At 68.1% G+C, this 24,883-nt stretch carries 8 protein-coding genes and 2 pseudogenes; 3 read left to right on the top strand and 7 right to left on the bottom strand.

What is annotated here, in order from left to right:
- Positions 1-65 precede the first annotated feature (65 nt).
- From OG496_RS55085 to OG496_RS55100, 4 genes and pseudogenes are all read right to left on the bottom strand, one after another.
- A pseudogene (locus tag OG496_RS55085) lies at positions 66-380 on the bottom strand (hypothetical protein); the annotation flags it as partial.
- Positions 381-382: 2 nt separating this feature from the next.
- Complete coding sequence (locus OG496_RS55090; RefSeq protein ID WP_405976497.1) at positions 383-952, bottom strand: hypothetical protein; 570 nt, start codon at positions 950-952, stop codon at positions 383-385.
- A complete protein-coding gene (locus tag OG496_RS55095; RefSeq protein WP_405969059.1) occupies positions 949-1,290 on the bottom strand; it encodes a hypothetical protein in 342 nt (113 codons plus the stop codon). The genes OG496_RS55090 and OG496_RS55095 overlap by 4 nt, the downstream gene beginning before the upstream one ends.
- 5 nt (positions 1,291-1,295) lie before the next feature.
- Positions 1,296-2,237, bottom strand: coding sequence for a conjugal transfer protein (locus OG496_RS55100; RefSeq protein WP_405976498.1), 942 nt, complete (start codon positions 2,235-2,237; stop codon positions 1,296-1,298).
- Between the two features lie 714 nt (positions 2,238-2,951).
- On the opposite strand from OG496_RS55100, the pseudogene OG496_RS55105 reads away from it, so the two are divergent.
- Both OG496_RS55105 and OG496_RS55110 read left to right on the top strand, forming a co-directional pair.
- Positions 2,952-4,001, top strand: a pseudogene (locus OG496_RS55105) (hypothetical protein); the annotation flags it as partial.
- Positions 4,002-4,352: 351 nt separating this feature from the next.
- The gene (locus tag OG496_RS55110) at positions 4,353-5,447 is read left to right on the top strand and encodes a hypothetical protein (RefSeq protein ID WP_405976499.1); all 1,095 of its coding nucleotides are present in this window, start codon (positions 4,353-4,355) and stop codon (positions 5,445-5,447) included.
- Between the two features lie 253 nt (positions 5,448-5,700).
- Here the strand turns inward: OG496_RS55110 and OG496_RS55115 are convergent, their stop codons facing one another.
- Positions 5,701-7,527, bottom strand: coding sequence for an NACHT domain-containing protein (locus OG496_RS55115; RefSeq protein ID WP_405976500.1), 1,827 nt, complete (start codon positions 7,525-7,527; stop codon positions 5,701-5,703).
- On the opposite strand from OG496_RS55115, the gene OG496_RS55120 reads away from it, so the two are divergent.
- Positions 7,471-7,653, top strand: coding sequence for a transposase (locus OG496_RS55120; RefSeq protein WP_405976887.1), 183 nt, complete (start codon positions 7,471-7,473; stop codon positions 7,651-7,653). The genes OG496_RS55115 and OG496_RS55120 overlap by 57 nt on opposite strands.
- A 151-nt stretch (positions 7,654-7,804) precedes the next feature.
- Here the strand turns inward: OG496_RS55120 and OG496_RS55125 are convergent, their stop codons facing one another.
- Positions 7,805-15,721: a SpvB/TcaC N-terminal domain-containing protein gene (locus tag OG496_RS55125; protein WP_405976501.1), complete on the bottom strand. Its 7,917-nt coding sequence runs from the start codon at positions 15,719-15,721 to the stop codon at positions 7,805-7,807.
- Positions 15,721-24,792, bottom strand: a complete 9,072-nt coding sequence (locus tag OG496_RS55130) for a neuraminidase-like domain-containing protein (RefSeq protein ID WP_405976502.1) — start codon at positions 24,790-24,792, stop codon at positions 15,721-15,723. The genes OG496_RS55125 and OG496_RS55130 overlap by 1 nt, the downstream gene beginning before the upstream one ends.
- Positions 24,793-24,883: the final 91 nt, after the last annotated feature.

Raw genomic sequence — 24,883 nt, forward strand, 5'->3', positions numbered from 1 at the left:
GATGGCGAAGCCGCAGAGCGGTTGATCCGGGGGCATTGGAGTCTCCTGCAAGACCACTTGCGCGGTCAGCCAGCCTGAAGCTCCTGGATAACCCGCTCGACCATGCATCGGGCGGGTTCCAGCCGAGGATCCTCCGGATGCGCGTATGGACCGAGGATCTTCGAGCAAGCGAACAACGTCATCAATTTGCCGTCCCGGCTTTCGAAGTCGGACCGGCGCTCGTGCTGTACGCGATCGGCCAAAGCCGGGGCAGCAAGGGAACTCGCCCACAGGGAGGCCGCATCCAACCCCAGTGGCGCGTTACCCCAGTCCTCCCAGTCGAAGAGACTGAACGCCGGAGGGGTCATGTTCGCCCAGTTCAGGTCCGCGTGGGCCGGCACTCTCACCGCACATCCCCGCTCTGCGCGGCCAGGGAGAGCAGCTGCTGCACACCCGACACCGGACCCACCGGTGCAGCCGGTTCTGTGTGGCGGCGTGCAGAGGAGCGGGCGGCAGCGGTGCTCGCGTGCGGTGACCGGGTGGTGCGCTGTACAGCCGCGCGAGACGGTGCGCCGCCGGTAGCGGGTGTGGGCGTGTCTTCGATGGTGAAGCCGCCGAGCAGGGGGTGCGCGGCGCGGTCGCGGGCGGCGCGGCCGCCGATCCGTCCTCCGCGTGGTTGTCGGCCCAGCAGCAGCCAGCCCAGGGCTGCTTGCATCGGGGCGCGGCCCCGGATCTTCGGGTGGCGCACGGTCCAGATCGTCAGCAGCCAGGCCGCGATCGGGACCGGCCCCGTCCACGACCACCACGCGATGGTTTTGACGAGGAGGAAGCCGCCGATGACGGCGAGCGTGATCTGTGCGGGCGTGTACGGGCCGAGGGGGATGCGCCAGTCGGCGACCTTGCCCAGTACCCAGGGGTGGCGGCGGGCGGTGGTGTAGAAGCGTCCCACCCGCGCGGGAGCGGCCGCGGTCACAGCCGGTCTTCCGTACTGGGCGAGTGGTCCCGGACGGCCGGGAGCTGGGACTGGACGATGGCGGGGACGGTGGGTGCGCCGTTGGACGGGTTCTTCACCTCGTCCTGGAACATGTTCGCCAGGTCGTTGCGGGAGTTGTAGAGCCCCAGCGCGATGACCATCAGCAGCAGGGCGCCGATCCCGGCTTTGAGACTGAACTTTTGGATCATGGTCGCGACGACCAGGCAGACCAGACCGGCCTGCAGGCCATTGGTCGCCCACTCCTTGAACATGCTGATCCAGCTGTTGCCGGAGTCTTTGAGCAGCCCGGCGAGTAGCACGCTGTGCACCGTGTTCACCGTGTTCACCGCGCACCGCCGATCTGAGCGGTTCCGGACTCTCCGGATTCCAGCGCGGCAACTTCCCACCGGCCAGAGCGGGCCCGGAGGGTGAGCTCGTATGCCAGCGGCCACCGGCCGCCGGTGTCCCGGGCCTCCACCTGGACGAGGACACGTACCGTCGTGCCGTCGGCCGGTACCTGCTCGGCGGCCGCCGTCTGTTCGGCGGCGGAGATCTGCTGGACGGACACCGCCGTGTAGGGGGCGGGGGAGACGGCCGACAGTGTCACGCCGGGAGCGAGGTAGCGGCTCACCTCTCCGGAACCGGTCAGGTAGGCGGCGAAGAACTCTCCGAGCGCGGACGACAGATCGCCGTCAGGGACGCTCACGCCGTACGGCGACTTCGCCGCCTCGATGTGGTCCGGACCGGCCACCACGCCCGGCGCACCGGTCACCGTGAACGAGGAGCCCGCACTGCCGACGGCAACCGGCACGGTGTAGTAGCGCACCGACCCGTCGGTGTACTGCGCAGCCACCGTCACCGACCACGCGCCGCCGGCGCGCTGCGTACTGCGTACCGCCGTCACGGACTGGGGCGCGGGCTGCGCATCCGCGGCCGGGTCGGGCAGCTCGACGTCCGGCGCGAGTGAGTGCGCAAGACGGGCCTGCGCACTCGTGGCGTCGTCGGTGCTGCTGCGCAGCCACGCACTGACGAACACCTGTGCATAGCCGCCCGGTTCGGCGGGAGCCGCCTCGGTGCGCACGGAGGTGGGCGTGGCCGGGGTGGCCGCCTCGACCGTGGTGGGGGTGGAGGCGACGGCGACGGCCAGGGCGATCGGGCCGGCCGCGATGACGGTCCACACCGCCAGGCGCGAGAGGCGCACGCGGCGCCGCATCGCTTCCAGCCGGGCGCCGGCCGCCATCGGTACAGGGGCCTCGCTCTCTGAGGCCTGCTTGCCAGGAGACATGGTCAAACTCCCAGGTCAGAAGGTGTGCTTGCTGACTTGAGGAAACCCGTCGACCCCGACCCGACCACCGACCACGAGACCCCGACCACGGTCACGATGGAGACACGAAGCCCGTGGTCGGGCTCATGGTCGGGCCGGCCACCGGCCCGACCACGGGCTGACCGGGGAATGGTCATCGTGTCCGCCCACGGTCCCCGGGCCGGGGCCGGGCGACCACGCGCCCCACGGACAACGGCCCCTACACACCGATGCGCAGACAGAGATCACCCGGACCTCGTCAGGCTCCTGCGCAGTGCGCCGCCCGTACCCTGCGCAGCTGTAGATCAGAATTCTTGGGCCGGTTGCGCAGCCACACCGCACGCGGTGACTGCGCACGATCCCCGGCCGGTTGCGCAGCCCGGTTGCGCAGCCCGGTTGCGCAACGCCGGTCCGCGGCTGCGCAACCGGGATCCCGGCGCGACCGCGTGGCCGGCTGACGGGGCGTGGTCGGCCCGACCATGAGCCCGACCACGGCAGCCGGGCGGCCGCGTTGCCGGATCGTGACCGATGGTCGGGGCTCATGGCCGCCGCTCTGGTCGGGGCCGGCCGGTGAGCTGACGCCATGGAGCACACGCACGACCGTGCACCCGGGCCCGCCACCCGCCCCGTCCCGGCGGGCTCGGAGCGCTGCCCCGGACACCGGACCCGGTCCACCTCGAAGACATCACGGTGAGCCGCTTCGGGGCAGGAGTCCGCCGGGGGGTGATGGCGGCCGACGGTTTCACGCAGGCCGCCAACGGCCTGTTCCGGGACAGCGAGTTGTCCTTCAAGTCGAAGGGGATCTTCGGGTACGTCTCCACGCACCGGGACGGCTGGCAGGTCACCGTCGCCGAACTGGTGCGCCGGGGCCGCGAGGGCGTCGACGCCGTCACCACGGGGCTTCACCAGCTGGAGCGGAACGGATTCCTCTGCCGCACCCGCGAGCGCAACCCCGACGGCACGCTCGGCCAGGCGCTGTACGTCATCACCGACCTGCCCGCCCTGCACAACCCCAGCTCACCACCAGAGTCGGGTTTTCCAGGATTGGCCGAGCCTACGTTGGCTGATCCCCGCACTAAGAACACCATCAGTAAGAAGACCAACGAGCAGAACACCAGACCCCTCCGTCCATGCCGCGACGAAGCGCCGCAGACAGCGGGACGGGCGGACCGGCCGCACCCACCGACGTCGCCGTCGGCGCCGCCCGCGGCGGATGACATGCATCCGGGGATCCAACTGCTGCTCGAACTCGGGGCGGCGTGCCCCGAGTTGCTGCTGACCGGGAAGGCGTTGACCGGCCAGGGCCGCGTCGCGACCGTGATGCTGGAGGCCGGCTGGAGCCGCGAGCAGCTGCGCCACGTCATCACCGGCAGGCCCCTGCCGCACCCGGTGCGCACCACGGTCGGCGCGATCATCGCCGCCCGCCTCCACGCCGCCCAGGCCTACCCCCCATCCGCTACCGCGGCCGGCCACCACGACGAACCCACTCGGGACGCCCGGGCGGCCGTCCCCGCCGCCGCGAGCACCGTGAGCGAAGCCCTCACCCACCGCGCCCTCGTCGAATGCGCCGGCTGCGGCAGGCCCGGCACCGCCCCCGGTGAGGACCTCTGCCCGGCCTGCCTCGGCTGGCCGCTGTGCCGCACCTGCCCCGGCCCCACTCCCCGCCGCGCCCGTCCCGATGGCGACGGACGCTGCGCCACCTGCTCCACCACCCTGACCGCCCCTCTGGAAGCGAGCACCTCATGACGGACACGTTCGATCCAGCAACCTGGACCGTGCCGCAGTACCACGCCCGCCCCTTTGCCCGCGATCCGAAACGGTGGGAGGAAGAACGATCCCGCGCGGTGCAGTTCGGCCACGTCTGCTCCGACACGGGGTGCACCAGCACCTGCGAGCCGGCGATCGTGTACGAGCGCACCAGGTGGGGGTGGCTGGCCTGGAACGTGCCCGATGACGGCACCCTGCCCGAGCGCCCCTGGCAGATCGGGGTGCTCCCCCCGGACGCGACGCTGACACAGCGAGTCGCCGTGCGCTGGCTGACCAGGCGTCGCGCTGACCTCTACGAGCCCCGCCTCCCTGCGGCTTTCAGCCGTGGTCGTGGTGGTCATCAGCCTCTTCGCCGCGATATCCGCCCTCGGCCACGGCATCCCCGCCGACCTTGTGCTGCCAGGGGCGCTGCTCGCCCCGCTGCTCGCCGAATACCTGCCCGACCGGCTCGACGACCGGGCAGCCGGACACCTCCGCACTGTCGAAGGAGACGCTGCCTGCCAATACCTGCAGCGCCTCGCCGCCCTGCACACCTACCTCGTCCAGGCCGCCGCCGACAACGACCACCACGCACTGCGCCGCTCGGCCGAGATCGGCCAGGACCTGATGTGGGACACCGCCGGTCTGCTCCAGACCCAGGACACCCGCTCGGTCTCGTCTCAACTCATCGACCGTGAGCGGCTGATGGTCCAGCTCACCGACCAAGTCGCCCAGATCCTGGAGCGCACCTGCGCCGAGGCCCGCTCCGGCCCAGAGGACCAGCCCCGCGGACACGAAGGCCCCTTGGGCCGCCCTTACCCGCCCGGCTTCGAACCGGCGCAACGGCCGACACCTCGACGCGAGCCCGGCGCGTCACGGCCGAAGGAATACCTCCCCGTGCCCCACGACCAGCCCGACGACGAGATCCGCACCACGGACGTCTACCTGCTCTTCGCACACGAGCCGTACTACCTCGGCGTCGGCACCCAAGAGATCAACACCACCCTGGTAGCCGCTGCCTCCCTGCTCCACCCTCGGGTGCGACAGCCCGACGGAGCGCAGATCCACAACCGCCTCACCCAGGGACGCTGGCCGGGCGAGATCGTCCCGCTGTCCACTCTCACCCACGAACTGGGCGGCGGCGCCGACTGGCCGACGGTCGGCGACTGGGAGCACGTCACCGCCGACCTCGTGCAACTCGTCCGCACCGCAGGGTGTGACGCCCTCAGCCTCGGCCTCGCCGAGATCGCGCGCGCCCTCGTCTGCGTCGGTCCGCTCAGCCACGTGCGTGTCTTCGACGCCACAGCCGACCAGTTCATCGTCTACGGGCCGCAGGAGCGCGCCGCCGTCCTGGCCGAGGTCGACATGGGCCTCTCCGGGCTCGTAGCCGAGCGGGAATTCTGGCCGGGAGACGGCCTGCTCTCCCCGCTCTTCCAACAGGCGTAAGACCACCACTCCTTGGGTGCGGCGACGGCCGCGACCGCGAAGCCCGCTGTCAGCACGGGCCTATTCGCTGGCCGCCGCCGTCCCGCGCCACCGTACGCTCGGAAGCTGAGTCACATTCTCTATTCGCGGGTCGGGGCGGTGACTTGGCGGACTTGATGGCGCGCTGTTCTCAAGAGCGTCATGACGACGCCTTCCCACACGGAGGCTCACTCCGGACTGACGTTTCGGCTAGGCCTCGGCAGAGGCTGTGTCGTCAAGGCACGGATGGGGGCTGGGGGTGCTGGCGTAGCCAGTGCTGGAATTCACGGTGACGGTACTGGTAGGCGGGGCCGCTGTAGCGCATGAGCCCTGCGGTGACGGCCCAGTCCAGGAACCGGCCGAGCCGGAACGGCAGACGCCGGCGCGAGCAGAGCAGGAACACCGCATACCGACACGAGGCCCGCGCATAAAACGCGAGCCCGGCCGCGAGCCCGGTGGTGAGCCCGCTCGCCAACCCGAGCGAGAGCCTGCCCGTGAGCCCAACCGAGAGCCTGGCGGTGAGCCCGACCGCGAGCCCGACCGCGAGCCCGAACGTGAGCCCACCCGAAAGCCCCACCAGGGCGTCCGTCCTGATGGCGGTCCGTGCTCCGAGATCTGCGCTCGGCTCCCGCGCGAGCCCGCCTGTGAGTCCGACCGCAAGCCCCAACGCGAGCGAGAGCGCGTACGCGAGCCCATCCGCGATTCCGAGTTGGAGCCCGACCACGAACCAGAAGGCGAGCGCCAGCCCAAGCCCGAGCATGCCCGTGAGTATGAGCACGAGTTCCCTGCGCCCTTGAGGGGTCCTGAGCGGGTTCGACGGACTCTTGGGGCTGCCAGTTGCAATGGCGAGAACTCCGGGTAACACGGAAGACACGCTGATCAGGACGGCGAACGGTCGAGCCAGCGACTGTGGGACCGTCGAGACGAGGAGGAGGGGGGTGAGGACAGTGAGGACAGTGAGGAAGGCGTCGGTGGTGCGGACGCGGGTGCGTCCGGCGAGGGACCACAGTTCGTGCAGGACGAGGTCGGTGGCCTCCGCGCCCTGGGTGGCCGTGGCGGGGAGGGCGCCGGTGGGGTCGAGGTGGATGGTGAGGTGGTGGAGCCAGCGGTGAACGTCCTGGGGCGTGTAGCCGCGTGGGTTGGGGATGGTGCGGGTGGCGGCGGGGACATAGCGGGCCAGGAGGTGGCGGTCCAGAGCGTCGGCGTCGGGGAAGGCGAGGAGCTCGCTGGGGTCACCGTCGTGGTGGTAGACGGTGGCGGTCAGGCAGAGCCGCCAGGGGGTGGACAGCACGGTTGCCAGCGGCCCGCCAGGGTGGGTGGCAAGGTGGTTGAGCAGGGGCTGCCAGCGGGCGGCATCGAGGGTGCGGTCGGTGCGGTAGGTCCGGGCGCCGTCGGTATCGACAGGGGCGACGGCGATGTGAGCGGCGTCCAGGACTCCGGTGTTCGAGGTCAGGGCGTCGTAGTGGCGGGTGCGGCAGGTCAGGATGAGAGGCCCGGCATCCCGGCCGTGCTGGTAGGGGTTGAGGGCCCGTACGACGGCGGTGGCGCGGGGCGCGGCGGGATCCGGGGAGCCGTTGACCAGAGGGTCCATCTCGTCGAGGCCGTCCAGGACCGGCAGGATGAGGTGGTGGCGGACGAGGCTGGCGGCCAGGTCCGCGGGCCAGTCGTAGGCCTCGGTCAGCCGATGCTGGAGCAGTTCGGGCAGGGACTGGCGTTCGGTGTCCCAGCGGGACAGTGGGATACGGACGGGGACGGGTTCGTCGTCGCTACGGCCATCGATGAGGGCCAACAACAGCTCCAGGGCCAGCACAGTCTTGCCGGCCCCGGCGGCACCAGTGACCACCAGGCGCAGCGGCCGGGTGGAGCGGTAATAGGTGACGATGTCCGGCAGTGTCGCCGGACTGGCCCCGTCGGCGGTCAGGCGGCCGGCGGCTGGGGCTGCGGCCGAGCGGACCGTGGTGGAGCGCAGGACGTCGACCTGCTCGCATGGGCCCGCGTCCTCCTGCTGGACGGCGAACTCGCCACCGCCGAGCCGAAGAAGCTCCGCTACCGGCTGCTGCACGTCGCCGCACGCCTCACCCACGGCGGCCGACGCCTGCACTTGCGGATATCAGCAACCTGGCCCTGGAGACACGAACTCACCACCGCCTTCAACCGCCTCGCCACACTGCCCCGTCCCGCCGACTGACCAGCAGACCCCTACCCGCACACAACCCGAAAGACCTTGGAGAACCCGACCACCGCGCCGGGACATCGCCATGCCCGAGCAGTGAAAACACCCAGCCCACACGACAGTTGACGATCACCCACGTCTCAACACCCCAACCGAAACGGCGAGGCTAGAAGGCCTTGTTCCACAGCCATGCGGCTCCGCGTCCGATGCCCTTCCCCAGGGCTATGGGAACGAACACCGGGGCCGTCACGACCGCTGTCCCTGCTGCGCCGATTGCTCCCCACGTGCTGGAGCCAGTGAACCTCTCCACGGCAGATCCACCAGCAGCGGCAACGTCGGAGATGGCCGTGTTCTCATTCGTGTATTCGCCGATCTTCCAGCCAGCGGCGCCTGCTCCAATGACGGCAGCTGGCGCTGCGATAACGGTTCCCACCGTGGCGAGAGCCGTGGAGCCGACGGCGGTCCCACCCAGGGCCAGACCACCACCCGCGAAGCTGGTTCCGTTGAGAGCGGCGGAACCCCACCGACCTTCGGAGATGTCCTCACCGAACGCGTAGGCGGAGTATGCCGTGCCGCCCACCGACAGCGCTATTCCACCGACGCGAAGGGCGGTGCTGACTCCCGAGGCCGGCGCGGATACGGGTTTGGAAGCGCCAGCAGCACCTGCTGCCGCTTCCAGGTCGGCTGCTGCGGTCTTGGCGAAGGTCTCGGGATGTGGCGCTGCTTCGGGCGTCCCTGCACTGGCATTCGCGCCGCCCGACACCTGTGTCGGAGTCTCTGGCGAGAGGATCTGCCCAGTCTTGAGCGTTTTGGGGGCTGAGCGGGGTGCGTTCGGTACGCGTTGAGGCATGGCACCCGCTGCTTCGAGCTGCTCAGAAGACGCGAAAACTGCGTCCAACGCATCATCTGGAGACAACCCTGCCTCACGCAGTTTGAAGAACGACTTAATGTCCTCAAACCAGGGGGATACCGTCGCCGAACGAGATACTCCAACACTCGTCTCTCCGGAGGCGTTGATCTGCACACGCCCGGTCTTAGCGGGCGTGCCGTTCGCGTCCGTTCCCCACTGAGCGCGGTTCAACGCCGTCTCGACGCGCTGTCCACCCGCGTCGTTGTAACCCGGGCTCTTGGTACTGACAGAAAGACTGCTCCTGAACTCGGCAGCAGACGCTCGGCTTGCCCCAGGCCCGGCGGTTCTCGATGCAACTTGGTGTACGTGGTCACCTCGGATGGTTCTATACGGTCCAGATTGGAGTTCGACCGGATCACGGCCAGAGGGGTCTGTCATCGCAATGGGGTTCAGGTCACAGAACGAGTATCGGTTCGGATGGGCCACGGGGTCGCAACTCGTCCACCGCCCGAGCCAAGGCGCGTAGTAGCGAGCTTCGTGGTAATAGAGCCCGCTCTCCTCGTCCTGTTCCTTGCCTGTGTATCGATAGCGCTTCGTCGCCTCGGTCTGGCTCCGGACGGCCTGGTAGGACGACGATCCGTACGGCGTGTACTCCTCGTATGAGATGATCTTCGCTTGGTCGTCGAGTTCCAGGGCCACCGAGCCCAGGTGGTTCGCCAACGGGAACCGCACCAGTCGCGCCGGGACTCCGGGCTCGACGCCGGCGAGGCGTGTCTCCACCAGTGCGACCCGCTGCTTGCCGTCCCTCAGGTGCAGCGATTCGCGGACCAGCGGGCTACCCCCGCGCCGCTCGTAGACCTCGCATGGGCCTGCGTAGAGCCGCGATTCCTTGATCACCCCCGACCTGCTCTCGGTGACCTTGCGGACGCGCTGTCCCGAGGCGTCGTATACGTACCAGGTACGTTCCCCCGCATGCGTGATGCCGTCGGCGTCCTTGGCGTCGACGGCCTGCCTGCGGGTCATCCGGAGCTGGTCGCGGTGGTCCCAGTGCATCTCCTGCAGCTGGGGCATTCGCAGCATGCTGCCGTGCTGGTCGTAGCCGTCGCCTGCCGCGCTGAAGACTTTGGTTGTGCTGCCGATGGAGCTGGATGTGAGCCTGTTTCCAGTCTTCGCAGGTTCGAGTCGGCTGGCCTCGCCATACGTGAAGTTGCGGGTCCAGCCGGGGTTGGCCCCGTCGCTCCCTCGGTGTTGCAGCGACTGGATGTTGCCCGCGGCGTCGTACACGTATCGCTCGAGGTAGCGGCCCATGGCATTACCGTCGCCCGGGTGCAGCAGCCCGATGCAGCCGACATCGTTGTAGGTGCTTGGCAAGGACGCGCCGTTCTGCCCCAGGTGCTCCCGCCCGGTCGCCTCGATCAGCCGGTACGTCGCGTCGTAGAGGTAGTCGCTGCCCGGATCGATGCGGGAGTTGCGGAAGAAGACGGTCTGCTGTGCGTCGTCCCGGATGGCAGTGATGTTGCCGGTCGGTTCGTAGGTGTAGGCGAGATCCTGCACCGTGTCACCGTCGCGCCGCGTCGTGAGGCGGGCCAGTCGGAGCGTGAATCGGTCGTAGGCGTAGTCACTGACCACACCGTTGCCGTAGCCGATCCGCTGCCGTTGCCCCTTGGCGTCGTAGTCGATCCCTGTCACCGCGGCGAGCGACGCCGTCGCCGGGTCCAGCAGCGCGTTCGGCTCCGCGTCCAGCTCAAGCCACGAGTCGACCCGCTCCAGCAGGCCGGCCTCGTTGTAGGACCGTTGCACGACGCTTACGGGGGTGCCCGCCAGGTTTGCGCACGGTGCTACCTCCTGGACCGGCCGGTTGAGGGCGTCGTAGCGAGTGCGTTGCACCATCGGACCCGGCAGGAGGTCCACGTTCCCGGCCCAGTCGAGCGTCGCGTCGTAGACCCGCGCCAGTTGGCGGGCCCGGTGCAGCAGGTTGCCCTTGAAGTCGTATTCGTCCGTAGTGACGAGGCCGGCCTGATCACGGACTTCGATGGCGCGGGTCCGCAGATTGCGAGCCTCAGGTGCGGGTACGGACTCGCCGAAGAGGGTGGATCCGATCAACACCTCGGCTGCATCGCCGTCTTGGAGGAAGGTGCGGACGGGTCGGCGCAGCGCATCGTGCTGCGTCCGGGTCTGATGTCCGCGGTCGTCCCAGTTGTACAGCACCGCACTCCCGACGTCGGTCAGCGACCAGCGGTGCCCACAGTCCATGCCGGACTGGTGGATGCGGCGTCCAGCAACGTCGTGGTCGTAGCGCATCACCACCCGTCCCAGCGCATCGATCACCTCCCGCTCGTTGCCTTCAACGTCCAGGACCGTGCGGGTCAGGAACTTCTCCTCGACGGGTGCCGACCCGTCGGGGGCGTTGCTGTACGTGTACCGGTTGTGCGCCACGGCGAGCACGGCCCTGCCAAGAGAGTCCGCGTGCGTCACCGCTGGTGTCGCCGCGTGGACGCCGGTCTGCGTGGCCGCGCGCTGCTGCGCTGCCAGGTTTCGCGGATCGGGCCACCGCGCAGTCCGTTCGGCGCCCAGCCCCGGGGCGGTGCGCAGCTCATACCAGGTTGGCCGGACATCTTCCGCAGGCAGCCGGGCAAGCAGACCGCCGACGTCGGGATCCGTAATCGGGTCGGCGATCAGCACGGTGTCATTGACGTCCCACGCAGACTGCTGCCAGGGGTCGAAGACGACCTTCTCCCAGCTGTGATCGGGGTGCACGGTGACGACGATGCGTCCCATCGGATCGTGGCAGAGGATGGGGGTGACCCCGACCCGGGTGTCGGGCTCGAACTGGTGCGTGTCAGTGAAGAAGGGCTCGTACGTGCGGACCGGGTTCCCCTTGTTGTTGTAGACGGTCCAACCGGTGCCTACCCACCGAGCTGACACGCCTGAGGTCATCACCAGGAGACCATTGGCGCCGAGCACGATCTGGCCGTCCGCGCCCCGCGCTGGCACCTCCCCAGCTTCGGCCTGGGCTTTTGACTGGATCTGGCGGCCGAAGCCGTCTGAGTAGGCGAAGGCGCCTTGGATCCGTAGCGGCGCAGGGTCCGGCACATGCGTCTCACGGGCCAGAGTGAAGGACCACGCTGGTTGGGGGTGAGCCGAGGTGGCCGATCGACGGTACGCGTGAAGGTCGTGGACGAAGCGCTGGCTGGCATCGCCGAGGAGAGACTCTGCGAAGGCGCCCAGGGGATTCGAGAAGAAGACCTCCCGCTCGGAGTCTGTCAGGTCGGGGATAAGATCTGCTGTGATCCGGTCACCTTCGGCCGGAGCCGCAGCGGCCTTGCCCATTACTGCCGTGGCCACCACGAGTCCGAGGGCGTCGTAGGCGGCAGCGGCGCGATTGCCGTTGGGGTCGGTCACCTCGGCAGGCTGGAGAACGCGGTAGTCGATCGATGACATCGCGATCATGTTTCCGAGTGCATCGGTGGCCCGCTCCGGCAGCAGCCGGTGTACGTCGTAGGTGACGGTCGACTCGGTTGGTATCGCAGCGGTATGGAACGGGTCCCGGTGCCGGTGCGGCAGGAAGAACGCGTCGATGGCGAATGCCAGCTCCTGATCTGGCGTGTCGCTGCTGTCCGGTGAGAAGTAGGTCGTGCCGGAGGGGATCCACCAACCTGCCGTTCCGATCGGCTGGACATACCTTCCCTCGATTCGCAGCATCGCCTCGGTCACCCGGTTGCCGAAAACGCCGGCGATCTGTCCAGTGGTCAAGGCGAGCCGGTAGCTTGCGTAGGCAAGTCCTCGCGATTCCAGCGTGCCCGTAGGCAGCGGCCGGCTGAGATCGTCTGCCCGGTAGAGGTTTCGAGTCCGCTCGATAACCCGCTTCTGTAGAATTCCCGCGGAAGGTCGTATCTCGCTGTCGATCGGAATGGCGGCGCTGATCGCGTCGTCGATGGTGCTGCGGCTGTAGCACCCGCTCGGCCCGGTGGGGGGCGCGAGCCCGGTCAACTCGAACGTGGTCAACTCGGCCGAGAGCGGCGTGCGGTGATCGTCGGCCTCCTCGACAGCATTCGTATAGGTGGTCTCGGCTGCCGAGATCCAGATCTTGGCCTGCGCCGTCCGATCGATTGGGTCCAGTGCCGGGTCCGGTTGACGCCGTCCGTATCCCACGGTGGCTGACCGTTCCACGTTCCCGTAGTCGTTGACCGCGAGCGTGAACGCGTGAGTGGTGCGTGGATCTGTCGGGATGCGTTCGTAGTGGCGGGAGATCGCCTCCAGGGGGTGGGTGAGGAACACGGTATGTCGGTTCGGGCCGCGGTCCTGCAGCAGCCGGATCGTCACGTTCTGCTCTGTGACCGTGTACGGGTGGATGGCCTGCGGTGTGCCGTCGTCGGCGTAGACCTCCTGGCGCAGCATGGATCCCTTGAGGGCCCGGCAGGCCTCGCGCCTCGCGCTGGTGTCGAGCCCCTGCGGCAGTACCGTGTCGGGCAGCAGCATCGCTGTCGCCTCGGCGTCGGTAAGCCCCGGTTCGCGGTAGTACTCGGCGGCGAGGTGGGTCGAGACCTGTTCGCCCGGGCGGAAGATCCCGGTGTGGTACCAGGTCACCGTACGTGCCGGCGGGACGTGGGAGACCTCGTCCTCGTTCGTGGCCGCGGTGCCGTGGGCCAGGTCCGGGTAGGTCTCGGTGTCCGACTGCTCGACCCGGCCGAATCCACGGAACTCGCGTTCGAAGCCGTCGAAGTATCCGTGGGCGTAACGGAACCGGCTGACGAACCGGTTCCCGCTGATCCGGTCGGTGGTCTCAACCCGGCTGACGCAGTGCACTGGGAAGGGGAGCCGGGTGGCCCATGGCCGGTCGGCGTTCAGATCATCGAGGTAGAAGCGGGTGGACGGCGTGTACTCGACCGCGGTTTCGGTGCCGAGATTGTTGACCGACCGGATGAGGAGATGCGGCTTGGTGCCGCCCATCAGGTCGATGTACCGCACCGGCGTCCGGGTGTCTGCGGGTGCAGGCGAAGACCACACGAGGCACGCCGTGCCGTTGCCGAGCAGATCCGCGACCTGGACCGCGCTGAACTGGCTGACCGGCGGAAAGCCCCGCAGGCGAAGCGGATCCGTCAATCGGTTGCCGGATTCATTGACATAGAGCCGTACGCCGTCGCGGCCGAGGTAGATGATGTCCGTCGCGTTCGAGCCGTCGATGTCGGCGAGCCGGATCCGCCGCTGGTCGAAGGCCTCCGTGGTATCGAACCAGGGCGAGTTGCGCAGGATGATGCGCGACCCGAACCGGCCGTAACCCAGACTCGGCCAGTAGGCGACCTGCCCGTTGCGGATGCGCACCAGGTCGACGAGCCCGTCGCCGGACATGTCGGCCAGGTACACCGCCTGCTCGCCGTCGGCAAAGACCAGTCGCGGCCCAGCACCATCGTCGTCCGGCTGAGGAACCCGTCGCCCGGCGGCGAACCCGCCTTCACCGAGCGATCCGTACCAGGTGAACGAGTCACCTTCAGTGACCAAGATGTCGGCCAGTCCGTCGCTGGTCAGGTCGACGAACCGCAGATTCGGATCATCGAACCGGACCGCGGGGACGGCGCTCAGCGCTCGGTACGCCGTCCAGCTGCCATCCTCAGTGCGGCTGCTGAAACCCGGCGAAGGCCCGTCCAGCACGGCGGCGTCCAGGCGTCCGTCGCCCTGCAGGTCCAGCAGTTGGCCGCGGCCGGTGCCCGGAGTGACCGCGGCCGGCGCATCGCGCAGCGGAGTCAGCGGCCCGAGCCGACCGTCACCGCGATTCGCCTTCCAGTACCAGGTTCCGCTCTGCACCGTCAGCACCCCTGGCAGACCGACGCCATCCAGGTCGATCCACTGGTAGACGTGCCCATCAAGGCCGATCGGCAGGTTGCGCTGGCTCTCGTCGTCCAGGGTGTGCACGGTTGGGTCGATCGCCGGCTTGCTGTAGGTGAACTCGACCGGCGGCAAGGTACTGCGCAGGTAGCGGCCGTCCGGCTGGCGGGTGTAGCCGGACTGGGTGACCGACATCAGGAACGACGCGATGCGCGTGCTCCCTTGATGGGTGAGTTCGCTCTCGGGAGCCACTTGGCCGTCGTCCACGAGGTTGCGGTAGTCGAACTCGGTCGACCGGACCAGGTAGGGATCCGGGCCGAGGTCCGGGATCCGGTGGAACATCAGCACGGCGGTGCAGCGGCGATGGGTCCGGATCTCGAATCCTGCCCGGTTGCTGGAGAACGGATCGGGCCGCACCGGCCACGTGCCGGACGCATCGACTGATGCGTCGGCGTAGTGGTGCTGTGCGTCCGCCGGCACTCCGGGAGCGGGTGGGCGATGCGCGAGATGACCTTCGGCGTAGTCGAGAACGGCTTCGAACATCCAGTCGCTGGCATCGGCCTGGACCAGACGCGAGGTCCGGTTGCCGTAGAAGATCCGCTTCAAATACCGCGTGCGGACGTGGTCTCGGACAGCACTGCCCGGCAGTGGCGGCTCGACGCCGCGATTGTCCTCGGGCACGTACTCGTAGACGATCGCATTGCCCCGGTCGTCGTGGCTCTCGCAGATCAGCCACTCGAATGTCCGTGTGCCGTCCTCGATCCGGCTCTCGGGGGTGCGGCCGTAGAGCGTGGTCACGTTGTCCCGGCTGATCGAACGCCAGTGTGTCTCGCCGGTTGTTGCATCCACCCAGCGCTCGATCCGGGCGAAGAGCCCCTCGATCCGCGGGCGGTACCGGTGAACGCTGAACCCCGGGAAGGTGGTGGTGTCTGCGTGCCGCGTGCCATCGGTGTTCAGCACCGGCACGAGATCCTCGGCACCGGAGATGAGGAACACATCCGACTCATCCGTATCCGCGTATCGCGGCAGACCCTTGTCGGTCTTCCGCATGATGGCCGGTGTGTTCAGGGACCAGCCGAATCCCCACACGCCGTTGCCGTTGCCGGAGTCGTAGCCCAGGGAGAGCGATGGCCCGAACCCGGACCGCCCGGGTGACAACGGGATCGGAATGCTCATCGAGGCCGTGCCGGTCACGGGATTGGTGCCGAACTTCTCACCGATCCCCTTGATCGCGCCGCCTCCCTTCGGCGCGCTAATTACTGGAAGTGCGGGTTGCGGGCTCGCTCCGGCACCGGTCGCGGTGCTGCTGTCGGAACTGACGTCGGCGCCTGATGAACCACTCGGCTGACCCGGCGAAGGCATGCCCGGCTGGCCTGGGGCCTCCGGAATCGCACCGGGCGGGGGCGCCATCACAGGAGGGTGAAGCGCTCGACGACCCAGAACTGGGTGATGCTGGCCGCGAGATCGGCGATGGTCAGCTTCAGGCTGGTCACGGGCGCTCCGACGTCGTGAGCTGCGAAGACGGTGAGGTCATCTCCGGCGGGCGCACCGTTGGTGAAGGAAACATCGACGCCCCCCTGGACGGCAGTGACCTGGTCCGGTGTGAGATCGCCTTGAACGAACAGGTAGATGTCGCTGGCCACGACCTTGTCCGGGTCCCGCCCCTGGGTGAAGAACGGCAGCGTGCGCGTGATGTCGGGCAGATCGACGACCCGCTCGGTGGCGGCCGCCGGTGGGTGCATCCCGGCGTACCAGGCATCCGCGAACTCGTTGATCACGTCGAAAGCCGTGGAGAGCCCTTCGTTCTGGCCGAGGTCCTCGACGTCCTTGACCCAGTCGAGCAGAGCGCCCTCCGCCGCCGTGCGCAGCGCGTCGCCGCCGTCTCGGCTTGTGTACCGCAGCCGCATGGTGACGTCGGTGATGGACCGGTAGTCGAACTGGCGGAAGTTCCGGGGGAGTTCGAGCCGCCAGGAGCTGATCGCGCCGGCGCCCTCCCCGAACAGGAATCGCTCGCTGTTCAGGTTGAGGTCGAAGGCGGCGTTCTCCGAGTCGGCCGAGCTGAACGCTGCCGCGGTGAGCGGAATGTTGGTGGTGGCGAAGCGCGGATCGTCCTCATCGGTGCTCTGCGGGTAATCACCAGCGTTCCTGGCCTCCGGGGTGGCCCGGTACTGGTGCTTGAGCAGTCGGACGGTCGCGTTCAATCCGGTGTGGGGGCCGATCGTGCACGGGATGCTCAGGCCCACGGTCTTGATCCGGCGCTGGTAGTGCCCGCAGTAGTCCATGTCGAAGAGAACTTCCGGCAGCGAGAACTCGCAGGCGCCGGTCTCGCGCAGGGTCATCAGTGCGGCGGGATCGAGCTGGCGCAGCGAGATCGACTTGGTGATCTCGAAGTCGTGGCCGCGGGAGTTCTGGTAGGCCGACTCCAGTTGTTTCAGCCCCTGCCAGAGCTTCTCCCCGGCCAGCAGTCCGTCTCGGGCCGGATCCCAGTAGCCGAACTGGATGAAACTCGGCCCGGTGTAGGCATGTTCGAAGCGGAACAGTTTTTCGGCCTTCTTCGCCAGCTCGTAGGCGAGCGTGTAGGCCTGATAGTGCAGGCCACTGAGCTGGACCTCCATCCAGGTGTAGAGCGCCGGCCCGCTGTACTTGCTCTCCAGGAAGTCCAGCACCGCCTGTGAGTTGTCGATCGTGGCCTGCTGGTTTGTGATCTCCTTGCTGGCGATGTCGATCCGGATGTCCTGCGCGACCAACTGCTTGTCGATGTTGGTGATCTCGTGCCCGGCGATGTTGGCCTGCTGGACCCGGTCCTGCAGCTGCCTCTGCAGGGCCGCCTTGCGGCCGGCGTTGGTCGACTCGAACGACGTGCGGTTGGCCGCGACCTGCAGCTCGCGCGCGATGGCCTGGGTGAGATTGCCGAGATTCGAACCACCCCAGGAGAGCTCAGCGCCGACGCCGAGCGGCGTCGCGTGAGCGCCCACCAGTGGAATCGCGTGGAACACGCTGGCCAGGGCCTCGATGTGACCGATCGCGGTCTGCCGGTCCCGTGCCTCGGCGGCCTTGTCCAGCTCCTGCTTCTCGAGCAGATTGACCTTGAGCCCGCCGACGTCCACCGGCGCCTCGATGAGGTCGGGTAGTTCGGCGTAGTCGGTTGTCTCGCCGGGCAGCTTCGACAGATCCTCACCGAGCAGGTGCAACTGGTGAGTGAGCCGGTACACGGCTGCCACCCGGCTTGCCGCCAGGGTGTCCCGCGCCTTGGTCGCCTCCTCCAGTTGCTGCGTCCGCACCTCCATGACCAGTCCGTTGATGGCGTGTTCGTGAACCACCCGCAGATGCTGCAGTTCCTCACCGTCGCCCTTCTCCTTCGCCGCGAGGAACGCCGCGCCGAGCGCTTTCAGCTCACTGCAGCTCTCCAGCGCCTTCTGGATCAGGTACATGAACCGGTAGTCCGGGATCGGCGTGTCCAGATCGTTGAGCACGCTCGAGATGCTGAGTCCCGCGGCTGCGGCCGCCACTAGCAGGTTCGGATCCAGCGGTGCCTCGAACAGAGGGAGTGGCGAGTAGACGCCGTTGATGTCCTGGCACGCGCGGATCTTCGCGAGTCGGTCGTCGATCGTTGTGCGCAGTGCCTGGATCTCGGGGTTGGCCGGGATGCAGAAGTAGAGACTGGACGCCGACCCGAACAGGTTGGCCGGTTGCGGCTCGGTGACCGTGTGGCCGTCGGGAAGATCCGTGGGGTCGGGCAGGTCGGGCTGGTTGGTGAACGGGAAGGCCAGCTCCAGTTCGACCAGCGCATTGCTGAACGCGTCCCACCGGTCGAGCAGTGAGCGATACGTGGCCGGCTCGGTCTTGCCCCGCTTGGGGATCTCCTGCCCGGCTGGGCCGTAGAGGTGCGACGCCATCACGTAGCACTGGATGGCCATCGGAATGGTCTCGAGCGTGTTCTGCCGGAAGTAGTAGTCGCCGTACTCGATCCAGATCCGCACGTACTGCATGGCGGCCCAGCGCTTGTAGGCCGAGATGCGTCCCCGGGCCACGACATGTGGGTTGAACGGGTTCTTGCGCCACTCGCTGATGTCCGTGTCCGGTGTGTTCGGCTGCAGTCGCAGGAACAGGTCCTGGGCGTCCCGGTCGATCTCGGTCAGCCGCAAGGGAAGGAATCGCCATACCGGATCCTTATCGTCGCCCTTCGCCATCGGACTGACGATCCAGTGCATCACGTGCAACGCGTCATCGAACTGCCGTGCACTGAGCAATCGCTGCGCCAGCAGCATGAGCGCATGGAAGCCGAGTTCCCAGGTGTAGAGGGAGACCGGCGACCGCAGCTCGTGGAACAGTGCGGTGGCGTTCTGCTGGTACTGGCCGTAGCGCTCGTCGAACGCTGCGGCGCCGAGGTAGTACTGGAACAACCCCTCCACGCCCTGCGTGTTCAGCGTGCCGAGCAGCGGCGGCACGTCCGCGTCGTCCAGGTGGTCATCGGCAGCCCAGTCGTAGAACAGAACTATCGAACGCAGATCACGCAGTGCGTAGGGCCGGTCCGTGTGCAGCGGGCCGCCGGTCTCCAGGGCCTGCATGGACCTGAGTGCATTCGTGCTGTCCCAGTGGAAGGTCAGCGAGGGGCGGGGGGTCCAGTCAGCTGCGGTCCCGCTCGCGTCCACGTGATGACCGCTGAACTCGAACCGCCCCACTTTGCCCGCGTGGCCGGGGTAGACGTCGATCAGCACGGAGTCGATGGTGATCCGGGGCACGAAGATGTACGAGCCGATGTCGGGCAGCACGGCACCCTGCTCCGAGTACAGCGTGCTGGTGGACAGCCGCTTGGGCGACCACTTTCCGTTGCGGAACTCGCTGTAGTTGAGCTTGATCTCCCAGGACAGCACGCTCTGCGTGGCGCTCACCGACTGGCCGGCGACCGTGTTGTATGAGTCAGTCGTGGACGCAGCGGCCGGCGGGTCCGTTTTCCGGTTGAACTGGGGGAAGAACATCAGGAGCCGGCCCTGGAAGACGACCGGAACGAGGTAGCAGCCGTTCACATTCGCCTGCCCCCGGATCACGTCGTAGCTGGGGACGTCGACCGGGACCCGCTGCCAGGGGGACCAGCGGATGTTCTCGGTGTCCAAGATCCGGTAGTAGAACAGGTGGGGTGCGGACTGGGTGCGGGCGAAGATGTGCACCGTCTGCGTCGCGTTGTCGACGAAGAGGCCGGCCGGTTCGAGCCGGGCAACTTCGTCCAGCCCATCAACGTAGGCCCGCAGCGCCGCCTCGATCGTGTCCTGGTTGATGTCCTTCTGCAGCAGCTGTGCCTGCAGCGCGTCGAAGATCTCAGAGGTGTCGTCGCGCAGTTCGGCCCGCAGATAGCTCTCAGGATTGACGAACACCTTCCGGTTCGCCTCCCAGACGCGGTACTTCTGCATCCACTCCCAGCGACCCCGGTCCAGCACCTTCGCGTCGACCCCGTGGTCACCCTCCAGGCCCAGCAGGCACCGCTGGACGAAGGACTGGACGCTCGAGATTGCTTGCTTGATCCGGGATGTGTCCCGGCAGGTGCCCATCTCGACATCGATGAGGAAGAACTCGAAGAGGCTGGCGGAGTCAATCACGCCCCACTCGCGCAACTCGGGCTGCGCGACGAGGTGGTCGACCAGAGCCCCGCGCTGATGCGATCGCAGTTCGTCGTACAGCGGCTCGACCGCCTTCTCCCAGTCCTCCTGGGTGAACCTGCCCCGATAGGCGGCCTCGATCCCGCAGGCCAGCGCGTGCGCGGGCCAGAACCGCGAGCCCGGATCGGCCCACGCGAACAGCTGCTGTACCTCGGCTCTTGAGGCATCTACGACCTCCACCGCGCGGGCCATCCGGATCAGCGTGATCTCATTGCGGAACGACGCGGGATCCTGAACGTCGAACCCGGCTGGCGCGAGCAGCCCCGAGACCAGGACCGGATCCCACCCCGTCGCCGTCACGATCCGGTCGGTCAGCTGTGCCGGGTCGGGTGCCGTGCTGCAGGCCCAGCGGAACAGGGCAACCATGGCTTCGCCATTGCTCGTGATCGTGCTGCGCAGATGGGTGTACGCGGCCAGCCGCCGCCAGCCATCGAGCCTGGGGCCATCGAAGTCCCAGCCACCGAAGTCGCTCTGGTGCTGGTCGAGCCAGCTCGTCTCATCGGCACCGAGGCCGTGCGCGTTCACCAGAACGCCCGTGCGCCAGAGCCTGGCGAGCACCTCGCCGACTCCGGCCGCCATGTGCTCGGCGATCAGGGCCGATCCGGGAATGGCGGCGGTCGGGCGTCCGGCGGTCCGCCACTCCACCTGAGCCAGCGGGATGTCGTGGGTGTCGAAGGGGACCAACGTGCCGGAGCGCAGAGAGATCGGCTGGCTCTGCCACACATTGGAGGGATCCTGCTGCTGGGTGTCCAGCGGCAGAGCATCACCATCGATCGACAGAGCGGCCGGCTCGGTGTCGAAACCCGCGGCCACGAAGACGTATTGGTCAGTGGCGGGCACCATCAGATAGCCATGGAACCCCGGTCCCGCCGAACCCGTGTTCCTCAGGGACAGCAACGCGTCCATGGCCGATCCACCGGCCGCGCTGCTGAGCACGTCGGAGAGCAGGACGTCGGTCACCGGACCGTCGATACCCGCAGCGCCGGAGACGGTGTCGACGATGAGCTTGTGCGCCAGGCGCTTGCGCAGTTCCGGGAGCAGCGCCTGCAGGAACGCCAGCCGCTTCAGCACCGCGCTGGAGGGCTCGGTGGGTGGCGGTTCGCCCACGCCGGGGACCGGCCAGACGTCACCGCCCAGCAGGACGCCGGCCAGCTCCTGCTGCGCTGCCGGATCCGCGGCCAGCGGCGCGATCGTGGCCTCGAAGAACGCCTTCGGCTGTGCCGCAAGCCGATCCAGGGCAGAGTGCCATCCCGGTAACGGGGAGAGCGCCTCCACCAAGGCGCGGTCGTTGGCGTCGAGGATCCCGGTCACCGAGAGAGTGGCGGACGGCGCCAGCTGTCCCGGCTGGACGGCCGGTGATGCGTACATGACCCGTCCCGTCAGCGCTTCCGGGACCTGAATGGCCAGGCCTGCAGGGGCATTCGTGATCCAGGACCAGTTCCCCTGCAGTAGGCCCACGATCTGGTTCACGACCGGATCGTCGAACAGCAAGCTGCTCTCGGTGCGGACGCGCTCCACCGTCGCGAGCGCCTTGTCGTCATTGCCCAGATCCGCGTGCTGCTGATCGATGGCGGTCAGTCCGTCGTAGAGCGTCTTGGTCAGCCGGAGCACCGCGCCCGACGACGGTGCGAGCGGGCGCCGGATGTCGTCGTGCGCGGTCAGGGCGAAGTCGAGCTGTCGCAGCGACAGTCCGGCCTCGTCGGCGCGCTGCCAGTCCTCGAGGCAGGTCCAGGTCTTCTCGGCGTTCACGAAGGGATCACCGAACACCACCCGGAGTCGGACCAGGTCCGGTGCCTTGAGCCTCAGCCATCGCCCCAGCACCGCGTAGCGGAACAGCGCGGAAAGCGTGTGGACCGTGAGCTCGTCCGGTAGGCCGAGTTCCGTGATCAGGACGGTGATGTCCTGCGCTCCCATACCGAGCGCGGCCTGGAGCCCGGCGAGGTGATCTGTGATCGGCCCGGCGTCCACCAGGACCTGGCCGTTGGCGTCCGGGCGGAAGACGTCATCGGTGCCCAGCACGTTGTGGCGCAGGAAGATCCGTGTATAGAGCGAGTCGTCCCCGGCCGAGTCGATGTCATCCCAGAACGTCAGCACGCGGTCGAGGTCGAGGCCCGTTCGCTCCATGATGCGGCTGACGAAGGTGATCTCGTGGAGGAAGCCCGTGCTGATCCGGGCCCGGCGGGGGAGCGGCGGGCATGCGGCGTCGTGCTTGCCGCACTCTCCGGTCGAGCACCCACAATCGTCCTCGAGATCCCATGCGGTGGAGCCGGTCTCGTCGCTGTCTTCGGTCTCGTCCGGATCTTCCTTTGCTGGGCCATCGCCAGCGCCCAGTCCGGCCAGCGCCTGGTCCGTCTCGGGCACGGTCCAGGCGAGCGCTCGCCACAGCCGGGCGAAACGCTGGAGCCGCCCGTACTCCGCCTCGGTGACGACCGACCCGTCCAGGTGGATCAGCCGCACCGCGTCCAAATCGCACGAATCAGCCGGTGACAGCCAACGGATCCGTGAGCCCGGCCCGGTCTCACCCGGCGACTCCTCCTTGGACGAGTAGGGTCGGACCAGGAAGCCGTTCCCATCGGTCTCACCGATGACGAACCCCTCGGAGCTGTGGATCTGGATACTGCTCAGCACCTGCCCGTCATCCAGCATCGCCTTCCCATCCGGACCTACGTTTCCATAGGGAGCGCCCGCGAGATCGGTGATGGAGCCGTCGTGGTCAAGACGCCCGAACTTGCCCCAGTTCTCCTCACCGAGGAGCCCGTACAGATCACCAGCGATCGGCAGACGCGGGCGTTCGCCGGAGTCCAGCACGATCAGCCGGCCGAGCCGCTCGAACCAGCAGTGGACCCACGCCGTGATCTCCGCGCGGGTGAGCCTGTCCTCCTTAGCCGGCGGACCGCACGGTTCGTCCAGGCTCAGCCGCCGCCAGAGCCCTGGAACCACACCCTGCTGGGAGACCAGGAACTCGATGACCTTCGCGAAACGCCGCTTCGGATGGGCGGTTCCAGCGTCGACCAGGGTCTGCAGGAATTGGTAGCTCGCCTGGATCGCCAGCGTCAGCCCCAGCGCGGGCCCGCTCGGCATCACCGGGTTGACGAACCGGGTCCGCAGCACGTCGACGAGTTCGGCGTAGGTCAGGCCGGTACGGGGCAGGAACTGGTCCTTCACGAACGTGAGCCCCAGGTGGCGGGTCTCGTCGGCGTCCAGCATGTCGTTCACGGACCCGTACCCGTAGTACTCGTGCACCGGGCGGACACCGATCCGCCGTCGGTACTGCCGGGGGCTGATCGTTCCGCCAGTGCACAGTTCGAGAAACGTCCGGGGCGGGAACGCCTCACGGGTGAGGATGACGTACTGCTCCTGGGTGAGACCGAGGAACTCCGCATCCGCCGCGCGCTGCCGCAGTGCTGCCCAGAGTTCCCGGATCTCCGGAAGGTCGTCCGGGTCCGCGTTCTTCGTGTCACTGCCCGGCGGCCCGCTGCGGAACCGGTCGAGCACGTCGAACCGCGTAGTCTTCATCGCGCGCAACCAGATCCGCATCCGGTCGATCGGCTGGTGGTAGGGCAGCCCGATCGGGAAGACCGCGCTCTTCAGGATGCAGTAAGCCTCCTGGTTGATGTGCTGCGGCTGCGCCTGCAGTTCGCCACTGGTCTCGGTCCGCACGTTGAAGGTCTCGAGCGTGACCTGCTTGGGATCGTGCGAGTCCTGAGCGTATTCGCCGAGGTGGACGACGAAGCTCTCCATGATCTCGTTGACCAGGTCGATGTACGGCAGCACCACATTGGTGTTCTCACAGGAGAGTTCGAGACAGCCCAGATCCGGCCGGCGTCGCAGCAGCTTCTCCAGCGGTGTTCCCACGATCCCCGGCACGGACGGCTTACCCGGGTCCAGGTTGTTGTTCCGCAGATACTGCAGCAGCTCCACGAAATAGGCGGCCGGGCTGTAGACCGACAGGCAGGCGTCGCACTCGCAGAAGTCCAGATCGCCGAACAAACCCTGGATGTCGAGGGTCGCCCCGGTTGCGTCGGCTGCCTTCTGTACCCGGTCGAGCCGCTCGGGCTGGGAGAGCGTGCCGTCGGCCAGCTGGATCCCGGAGCCGGTGATCTGCTGGCGCATCGCCGCGAGCGCGTCCTCGTTGCGGATCTGCACCCGCACCGCAGCCTCGTGAGTCGCAACGGCCGTAGCCGGATCCAGCTGGCCCTCCACCCGGCGGAGGAACTGGTCGCGTGGCGTCATCGCCACAGCCATGGCCGACCGGTTGCCCGTGCCGATCACCGCGGCCACGGCTTCCGGCGTGGGGCTGATCGCCTGCACGCGCTGCAGAGTCTTCAGGCGCTCGATCACGCCTTTGCGCTGATCCTCAGGGACGCCGTCCAGGGCATCCGGAGCCCGGAGGGCGGAGGTGAGCGAGTTCCGCCGCAGATCGAACCCGGCGCCCAGATTCCCGAGCACCCGCACCACGCCGGCCTGCTCGGCGCCACCACCGACGGAGATCTCGTCGTCCTGCACCATCCGCTGGAGGACCGCGGTGGGCTCGCGCCGGAACAGTCCGGTGCGAAGCTGCCGGGCGAACGCCGTACGGCGCTTTTGTGCCGTGTCGCCGGGCAGGCCAGCCGGCAGCGCAGACCGGCCGAGCGCCACAACTAGGTCATCGAGTCCGTTCTGCAGGGCGATCGTCCGGAAGCTGGGCACGGCACCCGGAGCCGCCAGCGCCGTCTCGAGTGGCCGGTGGGCGCCGCTCCAGGCGACGAACTGTTCGGCCGCAGAAACCTCGTCGGGCTTGGTGTCGTCCGGGGCCAGCCGACGGATGGCGGCGTCACGAGCGTCCATGCGAAGTCCTCGGGCGTCGGGGCCTCCTGGTCGGCTTACGCGATCCTGAGTTGACCAGGAGCAGCGCCTCGATCGTGGTGTGGCAAACCGC

Origin of the sequence: Streptomyces sp. NBC_00988, assembly GCF_045162645.1 — a bacterium.
Lineage (GTDB): Bacteria > Actinomycetota > Actinomycetes > Streptomycetales > Streptomycetaceae > Streptomyces.

Excerpts from the sequence above, each read along its gene's own strand:
- OG496_RS55100 (WP_405976498.1), bottom strand. The coding sequence starts at position 2,237 with ATGTCTCCTGGCAAGCAGGCCTCAGAGAGCGAGGCCCCTGTACCGATG.
- OG496_RS55125 (WP_405976501.1), bottom strand. The coding sequence starts at position 15,721 with ATGGCGCCCCCGCCCGGTGCGATTCCGGAGGCCCCAGGCCAGCCGGGC.
- OG496_RS55130 (WP_405976502.1), bottom strand. The coding sequence starts at position 24,792 with ATGGACGCTCGTGACGCCGCCATCCGTCGGCTGGCCCCGGACGACACC.